This is a genomic window from uncultured Porphyromonas sp. (assembly GCF_902489635.1).
In the GTDB taxonomy this organism is placed as follows: Bacteria; Bacteroidota; Bacteroidia; order Bacteroidales; family Porphyromonadaceae; genus Porphyromonas.
Window position 1 is genome coordinate 1 of the sequence record NZ_CABUAN010000055.1, and the last position, 9,185, is coordinate 9,185.

A 9,185-nucleotide genomic window follows, 5' to 3' on the forward strand; every position below is an offset into this window, starting at 1 on the left:
CCGAATCCCGAAAGCAACACCGCGATTCGCCTTTATGCAACAGTCTCAAGCTACAAACAGCACGCTAAGCAAAGCCCTCCACTGAGCATCTCTGCCTCACTCGTGGAGGGCTTTGACAATACAACCAACTCTCCTACCAATCTGCTAACCCCACCCGATGAAGGCATCTGATACTTCCATTTTTAATGCTCTTAGCCCCAACACGGCACTATTCTTCATACCGCCCTACCAGAGAGCCTACTCCTGGCAGAAAGAGCAGATATATCGATTTTTCGATGATGTCATGAGACTAGTTCGCTCCGAGCTAGACCCCAAGCAGAAAGATAAGCAAGAGCACTTCTTCGGGACGCTCGTCTACAAGTCAGAGCCGACGGGCTCCTTTATCAATCTCAATGTCATTATCGACGGACAGCAACGCCTCACCACCTCGCTCATCTTCTGCATCGCTCTGCGCGACCTCTCCACAGATCCACAAGAGAGGGCTGACATAACCAATACATTGCTAACGAGTAGCAACTCCTCGTTTGAAGATCATGTCAAGCTCAAGCAGGTCACGGCGGACTTCGATGCTTATCGGGCATTGGTAAGAGGCGATGAAGAGAGAGTTCCAGGTAAGGTAACCGATGCCTACAAGCTTTTTCTCAAGCTCTTGACGCCTAAGCTGCAGATCGATGGGCTGACCATACGGCACTTCATCACAGCTCTGCAGCGGATCAACGTGGTAACCATCTTGCTCGACGAGAGACCCTACAAGGGCGAGGACCCCCAAGTTATCTTTGAGACGCTTAATTCGCTCGGCAAGCCCCTCACCCTGTCGGACCTGATCCGCAACTACATCTTACTCGGGATGCCCAGCAAGGAGCAGACGAAAGCTTACGATGAGGTGTGGCAGCCTAAGATAGAACGACCTCTGGGCGAAGCGTATATCTCTAAGTTCTTTCGCGACTACCTCCAGTGCCGGGACAAGAAGCCCTACAAGGTGGTTAGCGACAACAACACCAAAGAGCTCTACTACCAGTTCAAAGAGTTTGTCGAGCAGACCTTCACCAGTCGAGATGCCTTTATAAAGGATATACAGTCCTATGTGCCGTGCTACTTAAGCATCATAGATCCATCAAACTACAAGGACGCGACGTCGAACAGCAAGACCATCCGAGAGCTCCTGTGCAACATCTTCGAAGACATTACGAGTGAAGCCTTCAAGCCGGTAGTCCTGGAACTACTGCACATGTATCAAGCCAAGGCTCCAGCGACCACCATCAGTGGAGCCCTGCTGATAGAGACCCTAGAGAGCATCCGCACCTATCTGATTCGTCGACGTGTCCTAAGCTTGACCATCGGAGAGAATAAGAACATCCCTCCACTGACCTCATACCTTCCAGCCATAGCGAACCAGCAAACTTCGCTCATGGATGTTTTAACCAATCAGTTCTACCAACTACGTCTCCCCAATGACAAGGAGGTACGAGACACCTTGGAGCGCATCGCTTTTTACAAGAATCTGCGGAGCTACAGCAAGTTTATCTTAGGCAAGATGGAGGAGCAACAGACTAAAGCATTTGTTTCCTTTAGAGAGGAGAAAGTCTCCATCGAACACATTATGCCACAGACGCTCAACGAGGTATGGCGCTCCGAGCTGGGTGAGGAGCAGGCTGAGGAGGTGCACCAGCACTATCTACACAACATCGGCAACCTCATACTCACGGAGTTTAATAGTGAGATGGGCAATAAGTCTTTTGCCGACAAAAAGGCACGGCTTGCATCCTCGAACATAGGATACCGCCATGAGATCTGTCAGTATGAGCAGTGGTGTGAGGAGAGCATCCTCGACCATCAGAATCGTATGATCAGTCTCTTTTTAGAGACCTTTGCTCTTCCTGATGAGTACAAGCTAGCTAACAATTGGAGGGACGCCAGCAAGCAGACGACGGAGATGCTCTTCTACCCGCTGGAGTCTGATCCGACAATCCTCACTAAGCGCAAGCCAAAAGAGATCGTGCTCTTTGGGAATACAATTGAAGTCAAGTCTTGGAGGACGCTCTTACTTCTCTTTTTCAAAAATCTCTTCGATCAACACCCTCAGACCAAGAGTATCTTGTTTGACAATCAAAAAGAGGTTCTTGGGAGAGCCGATGCTCTAATCCTTTGGAAGGATTTGAAGTCAAAGCCGGTAAGCTATAGGCACCTCTACAAGACAATAGATAATAAGGACTGCTATAAGGAAACAAGCGACATTGCTGATGACTGCATTTGTATCAATGCTACTCTGAATACGCAAGCCCTCATCGACCGCATCGCTAGAGTGATGCGACTGCTAGACCTAGACTCCGAGGAGGTCATCATTAAACTATAAACGAGCAGACACATTTATGAGAGAAGTGACTTTTGATATTTGTCCGTGCCCGGCGCTCTACCCTTACTACCATCAGGAGGACAGCGTGGTGGTCGTGGTGGACATACTGCGTGCTGGTACCTCGATGGTGGCGGCCTTTGACCATGGCGCTAAGGAGATCATTCCCGTGGCGACGACCGATGAGGCGGAGAGCTTTCTCGGTAAGGGCTACGTGGTGGCTGCTGAGCGCAATGCGATGCGTTGTCCGTGGGCTGACCTGGGCAACGATCCCTCCGAGTTTACTGCTGAGCGGATCGGTGGACGTAGCATCGTCTTCACGACGACCAACGGTACCCAAGCCATTCACGCAGCTCGGGAGGCTGGCGCAGCGGAGATCATCGTAGGTGCTTTTAGCAATCTCACCGCCGTGGCGCGCCACTGCCAAGCTTCGGGGCGTGCCGTGACGGTACTCGCTTCTGGTTGGCAAAACAGCTTCTGCATCGAGGACACGCTATACGGTGCTGCGCTCCTAGACAAGCTAGAGGAGCTGGGCACCACCTACCGACTCACCGACAGCAGCCGCACGGCACTAGAGCTTTACCGCCAGCACCGGGCGCATCTCTACGACTACCTCTACAATTGCGATCACAACCAGCGTCTGATACAGCGTGGCTACCCCGAGAGCTTACGTCTCTGCCTCGAGCAAGACAGCTCAATACACATTCCCACGCTTAACGATGCTGGGCAACTATATGTCTAAACCGCTGCCCTCAGCACTAAATTCCGTACATTTGCAACGTAAGTAGTTTCAGACCCATTATACACAACCCGCTATGATTAGTTACTTTGTCCTTGGTGATACGATTTATGCCGTCTCACACACCACAGCTCTCAGCGAGGAGACCTGCGAGCGTCTCTCGTGGCTCTTTGGCGGAGCGCAGCTGGCTCCCGAGTCTCAGCTCGAGGGGACTTATGTGGGACCTCGTCCTACTCAGGTGACTCCATGGAGTACCAATGCTGTGGAGATAACGCAAAACATGCGCATCGCTGGCATCGACCGTATCGAGCAGCTCACACGTACTCACGAGGCGAAACCACACTACGACCCGATGCTCCAAGCGATCTACAAGGGGCTAGGTCAGGAGAGCTTCGCCATGACCGCTGAGCCACAGCCGATCCGTGAGATCACGGACCTAGCGGCGTACAACGAGGAGGAGGGACTAGCCCTAAGCGAGGAAGAGATAGCTTACCTACAGGGCGTCTCGGCACGCATCGGTCGTCCGCTGACAGACTCAGAGGTCTTCGGCTTCTCACAGGTCAACTCGGAGCACTGTCGCCACAAGATATTCAACGGCACCTTCGTCATCGACGGTTTGCGACAAAACGATTCGCTCTTTGCGATGATCAAGCAAACCTCCAAGGAGAACCCCAACGGCATCGTATCGGCTTACAAGGACAATGTGGCTTTTGTCAAGGGTCCCCGCGTCTGGCAGTTTGCGCCAACGAGCGCGACGGAGCCTTCGCTCTTTACACTACGGGAGCGCAATACGGTCTTGGCACTAAAGGCTGAGACGCACAACTTCCCCACGACGGTCGAGCCCTTCAACGGGGCAGCTACCGGCTCGGGCGGTGAGATCCGTGACCGCATGTGCGGTGGCAAGGGATCACTACCACTCTCTGGTAGTGCCGTCTACATCACCTCCTACCCACGTCTAGAGAAGGATCAGAAGCTGAGTCCTGCCAAGCTAGACCCACGTCCGTGGCTTTACCAGTCTCCGCAAGAGATCCTGACGAAAGCGAGCGACGGCGCGAGTGACTTTGGCAATAAGTTTGGACAACCCTTGATCAATGGTTCGCTACTGACCTTCGAGCATCAGGAAAGTGCCGACAGCACGCTCTACGGCTACGATAAGGTGATCATGCTAGCGGGCGGTATGGGCTACGCGCCCCAAGAGGATGCTAAGAAGGAGACGCCACAGCCTGGCGAGACGGTCGTGCTACTCGGTGGCGACAACTACCGCATCGGTATGGGTGGCGGTGCCGTCAGCTCTGTCGCTACGGGCGAGTACAGTAGCGGTATCGAGCTTAATGCGGTACAGCGTGCTAATCCTGAGATGCAGAAGCGTGTTCTCAACGTGGTCCGCGCCATCAGCGAGCAGGGCGACAACCCGATCGTGAGCATCCACGACCATGGTGCTGGCGGACACCTGAACTGTCTCACCGAGCTGATCGAGGAGACCGGAGGACGTATCGACATTGACGCACTACCCGTAGGCGACCCGACGCTCTCCGCTAGAGAGATCATCGGCAATGAGAGCCAAGAGCGTGTCGGTCTGCTCATCCAGGAGCGTGAGTACGCGCAGATGGAGCAGATAGCACGTCGTGAGGGTAGTCCTATATATAAGGTAGGAGAGACGACCGACGATGAGCGTCTCCTCTTTAGCACAGAGCGAGAGGGACGCGCAGCCATCGACCTAGCCGTATCCGACCTGCTGGGACAGTCGCCCAAGACGGTTATGGAGGACGAGACAGTCGCTCATCAGTTTGCACCAGTAAGCTATGACAAAGAGCTGTGGCGCGAATATCTAGACAAAGTATTGACCCTTGAGGCGGTCGCCTCTAAAGATTGGTTGACCAACAAAGTGGACCGCTCCGTGACGGGTCGTGTGGCACAGCAGCAATGCGTTGGCGCGCTCCAGCTACCGCTCTCCGATCTCGGTACTATGGCACTAGACTACGACGGCAAGAGCGGTATGGCGACTGCCGTAGGACATGCGCCTCAGGTGGCACTCATCGATGCTGGGGCTGGCTCTCGGATGGCTATCGCAGAGGCTCTGACGAACATTGTCTTTGCCCCCATCGAGGGTGGCATACGTGGCATCTCGCTCAGTGCTAACTGGATGTGGCCTTGTCGCAACAAGGGCGAGGACGCACGTCTCTATCAGGCGGTGCAGGCTTGTAGTGAGTTTGCCATAGATCTAGGGATCAACATCCCGACGGGCAAGGACTCGCTCTCCATGACGCAGAAGTATCCCGACGGAAAGCAGGTGATGAGTCCAGGCACACTGATCATCACAGCAGCAGCTCCCGTGAGCAACGTCAGGGGCATCGTGACGCCTGAGCTCAAGGCGGCTAAGCAGAGCCGTCTGCTCTACATCGACTTTAGCTTTGCTCCGATGGCACTCGGTGGCTCAGCTTTGGCACAAGCATTGGGACAGCTGGGCAACAGCTTCCCCACGGTCGGCGACACCGACTACTTCGCCACCGCCTTTGAGGCCGTTCAGGAGCTGATCCATAAGGGCTTAGTCCTAGCCGGTCACGACATCTCGGCGGGCGGTATGGTCACAACGCTCTTGGAGATGTGCTTCGCCAACACACATGGCGGTGCTGAGATCTGTCTCGACGAGCTCTCCCATGTGGACCTCGTCACGGCACTCTATAGCGAGAATCCGGGCGTCATCCTACAGGTTTCCAAGGCAGAGCAGGCGAAGCGTATCCTCGAGGAGTACGAGATCGCTTATGCCGACCTCGGCGCACCCACCGAGTCTCGCCTACTGATGATCCATCAAGAGGGCAAAACGTACGAGATAGACATCGATGCTGCACGCAAGTGCTGGGCAAACAAGTCTTACTTGCTGGACTGCTTCCAGAGTGGCGAATCACTAGCAACAAGTCGCTACGAGAATCTGGGCAAGCAGCCCGTACAGTGGCGCTTCCCGCACGCTTTCGCTGGCACCTATGCGGGTCTCGGTCTAGAGCCTCATCGCACGAAGGCCTCAGGCATCAAGGCGGCTATACTACGTGACAACGGAACCAATGGTGAGCGTGAGATGGCTTACGCGCTGCACCTCGCAGGCTTTGACGTGGTGGATATCCATCTGACCGACCTCATCGAGGGACGCACCGACCTATCCGACGTTCGTATGCTCGTCTACTGCGGAGGCTTCTCGCACTCCGATGTCTTAGGCTCTGCCAAGGGCTGGGCTGCGGGTATCCTTTACAATGAGCGAGCTCGCAAGGCTATCGAGGCTTTCTACGCTCGTCCCGACACCCTCTCCCTCGGCATCTGCAACGGCTGTCAGCTCATGGCGCAACTCGGGCTCCTCGGCAAGGATGCTCAGGGCGAAAGCCTCTTCAAGCTGGAGCACAACGCTTCGCACAAGTTTGAGTCCAACTTCCTAACCGTAGATATCGCCGACACGGGCGCTATCTTGACACAAGGTCTCGAGGGCTGTCAGCTCGGTGTCTGGGTGGCTCACGGCGAGGGACGCTTCGTCTGCCCCACGATACCCGATGAGCAGATCGCAGCGCGCTACCATTACGATACCTACCCAGGCAATCCTAATGGCTCTGAGCGCGGTATCGCAGCGCTTTGCAGTAGCGATGGCCGTCACCTAGCTATGATGCCTCACCCAGAGCGTGCCACGCTCACCTGGCAGTGTGGCTTCTACCCCGAGGAGCGTCGTCAGGAGGATCAGGTCTCTCCGTGGATACAGTTCTTCCGCAACGGCTACGAGTGGCTCGCTGAGCAGTAATCCACTCCGTCTAGCCAATGCCTGAGATAAGCCGTGAGCATCTCTGTATCTACGCCTTGACACAGCTCAAGGGCGTATCGCTACAGCTCGCTCGCCATCTGATAGAGTTTGCCGGATCAGCCACAGCACTATGGGCTGATCCACAAGCTCTGGCAAGGCTCAATGGCCACGTCTACACGCATCTCTACCCGCTCCTGCGGGATCGGGCTAAGCTCGAGGAAACGCAAGCGCAGCTACAGCGCACGGCCGATCTAGGCATACGAATGGTCAGCATCTACGATGCCGACTACCCTCCCCTACTCCTCCAGTGTGCCGATGCGCCGCTGATACTCTTTTACCTAGGCGACCTAGCACCACTCCATGCGGAGCAGACGCTCAGTGTTGTCGGCACGCGCAAGCCTTCGCAACATGGTGTCGAGGATCTACAGGCGATCATCAGCCACCTGCCCAACGTAACAGACAGCGTGACCATCGTCAGCGGTCTGGCGCTTGGACTAGACGCTGTCGCACACAAAGCGGCGCTTCAGGCGGGCTTGCCCACCGCTGCCGTGCTGGCTCACGGGCTGCACATGATCTACCCGAGCAATCACCGCAACCTCGCTCGTAGCATCGTATCCCATGGCGGAGCTCTACTCTCCGAGTACCCAGCGGGTGTCAAGCCTCAGCGACATCAGTTCGTCTTGCGCAATCGTATCGTGGCGGGGCTCACGCAGGCGACCCTCGTCGGTCAGTCTGCCGAGCGTGGCGGTTCGCTCATCACGGCGCACCAAGCCTTCGACTACGACCGCTCCGTCTACGCCCTCCCGGGTCGCCCCTCAGATCGCGAGAACGAAGGGTGCAACAACCTTATCTACAACAATATCGCCAAGCTCATCACCTCAGCCGCTCACCTCTGCGAAGACCTCGAGTGGAAGAAGCCCGACCATGAGGCGCGCAGTGCCATCGGCTCCATGTCTCACGAGAGCAAGCTCAATGCTCTGCGCGCTCGCCTAGAGCCAGAGGCACGTCCCCTCCTCGATCTGATCGTAGAGAGTGGCGATGGTCTCTCAATCGATGCTATCTGTGACCAGACGCTCATGGGCGTCGACGAAGTGAGCTTCCGACTCTTCCTCCTCGAGAGCGAAGGCGCCGTCTCGCTCCAGCCCGACGGGCGCTACAAGCTACAGATCTAGCCACACGTCCCATCACAGACAGCGATGCGTCTCGGTAAGAACTAGCCCTCTTGCCGAGACGCATCGCTGTCTGTCGTGCCATCTGACCCGAGACAGCCGTGAGGTGCCGACCGTTTTGTCAACTTTCCAAAAATGTTCCAGCCTTGGAAAATTAAATTTCCAACGGAGGAAAAGAAGTTTTCCAAGGCTGGAAACTTTTCTTTCCACCGTTGGAAACGAAGAGTTCCTCCCTTGGAACTGAAAAGTTCCTCCGCTGGAACTAAAGAGTTCCTCCGCTGGAACTGAAAAGTTCCTCCCTTGGAACTAAAAAGTTCCAAGAGGGGAACCGTTTTTGGAACTCGTATGTGATACGGAGCCAGCATGATACGACTGAGTATGACGATGACTAACCCGTGGCACTGCAACGGGTACCCGCTCGCTAGAGGAGACTGGTGCAACAGTCTCACTGCGATTCTCCTTTATGCAACAGTCTCCATTTGGTACCTCTAGCGTATAGAGACGTGGTGCTGAACCTTTCACAGACGGGCATATAGCAAGAGGGAGGAGATACCCTTATGATATCTCCTCCCTCGCATTGTAGAGACTACTATGAGAGCAGTCTCAGAGACTTAGATGGTAAGGTGCCTGTCTGGCATCATTACTCTTTGATCAGTAGCTGCGACTGACTACCTACTCGTAGCAGATAGGTGCCGTGGCTGAGCGCGTCGGTGTAGAGGACGGTCTCGACCTGGTCTAGAGTCATCTGCAGGACAATCTCTCCCTGCATAGAGGTTAGGTAGGCTGTCTGACCGATACACTCTGCTGGTATCGTGATGACGATACGCTCTGCAAAGGGGTTAGGATAGACAGCTAGCCCTGCCTCAGAGATCTGAGAGATAGCATTTACCTTCTTGAAGGAGACCTCCACCTTGAGATCCTGGTCGCCTAGAGTGACGATGAGCTTATTGCCCTCGATCTTCGTATCGGCACCAGCGACGGCAGGCTTGCCATTGACCATCCATTGGTCTAGCTCATAGCCCTCCTGAGGCGTAGCGGTAAAGGTAATGACCGCACCCTGCTCTACCTGATCGTTGCTCTCGATAGCCTTAGCCTCGGCACCAACCGTTGCAGCGATAGTACCACCCTCACCAGCGGTAAAGGTGACGG

The 9,185-nt window shown here is 55.1% G+C and carries 5 protein-coding genes; 4 read left to right on the forward strand and 1 reads right to left on the reverse strand.

The features are described from left to right. Positions 1-157 precede the first annotated feature (157 nt). The 4 genes from RDM37_RS08115 (at position 158) to dprA (ending at position 8,039) form a co-directional block, all read left to right on the forward strand. Positions 158-2,353 carry a DUF262 domain-containing protein gene (locus RDM37_RS08115; protein ID WP_308556605.1) on the forward strand — a complete coding sequence of 732 codons (2,196 nt, stop codon included), beginning with the start codon at positions 158-160 and terminating at the stop codon, positions 2,351-2,353. A 16-nt stretch (positions 2,354-2,369) separates the two neighbouring features. Further along, positions 2,370-3,092, forward strand: coding sequence for a 2-phosphosulfolactate phosphatase (locus RDM37_RS08120; RefSeq protein WP_308556607.1), 723 nt, complete (start codon positions 2,370-2,372; stop codon positions 3,090-3,092). A 73-nt stretch (positions 3,093-3,165) separates the two neighbouring features. Then, a complete protein-coding gene (gene purL / locus RDM37_RS08125) occupies positions 3,166-6,867 on the forward strand; it encodes a phosphoribosylformylglycinamidine synthase (protein ID WP_308556609.1) in 3,702 nt (1,233 codons plus the stop codon). A 17-nt stretch (positions 6,868-6,884) separates the two neighbouring features. Next, the gene (gene dprA / locus RDM37_RS08130) at positions 6,885-8,039 is read left to right on the forward strand and encodes a DNA-processing protein DprA (protein ID WP_308556611.1); all 1,155 of its coding nucleotides are present in this window, start codon (positions 6,885-6,887) and stop codon (positions 8,037-8,039) included. 637 nt (positions 8,040-8,676) lie between these two features. Here the strand turns inward: dprA and RDM37_RS08135 are convergent. Then, a partial coding sequence (locus RDM37_RS08135) for a T9SS type A sorting domain-containing protein (RefSeq protein ID WP_308556614.1) occupies positions 8,677-9,185 on the reverse strand: 509 nt, incomplete at its 5' end.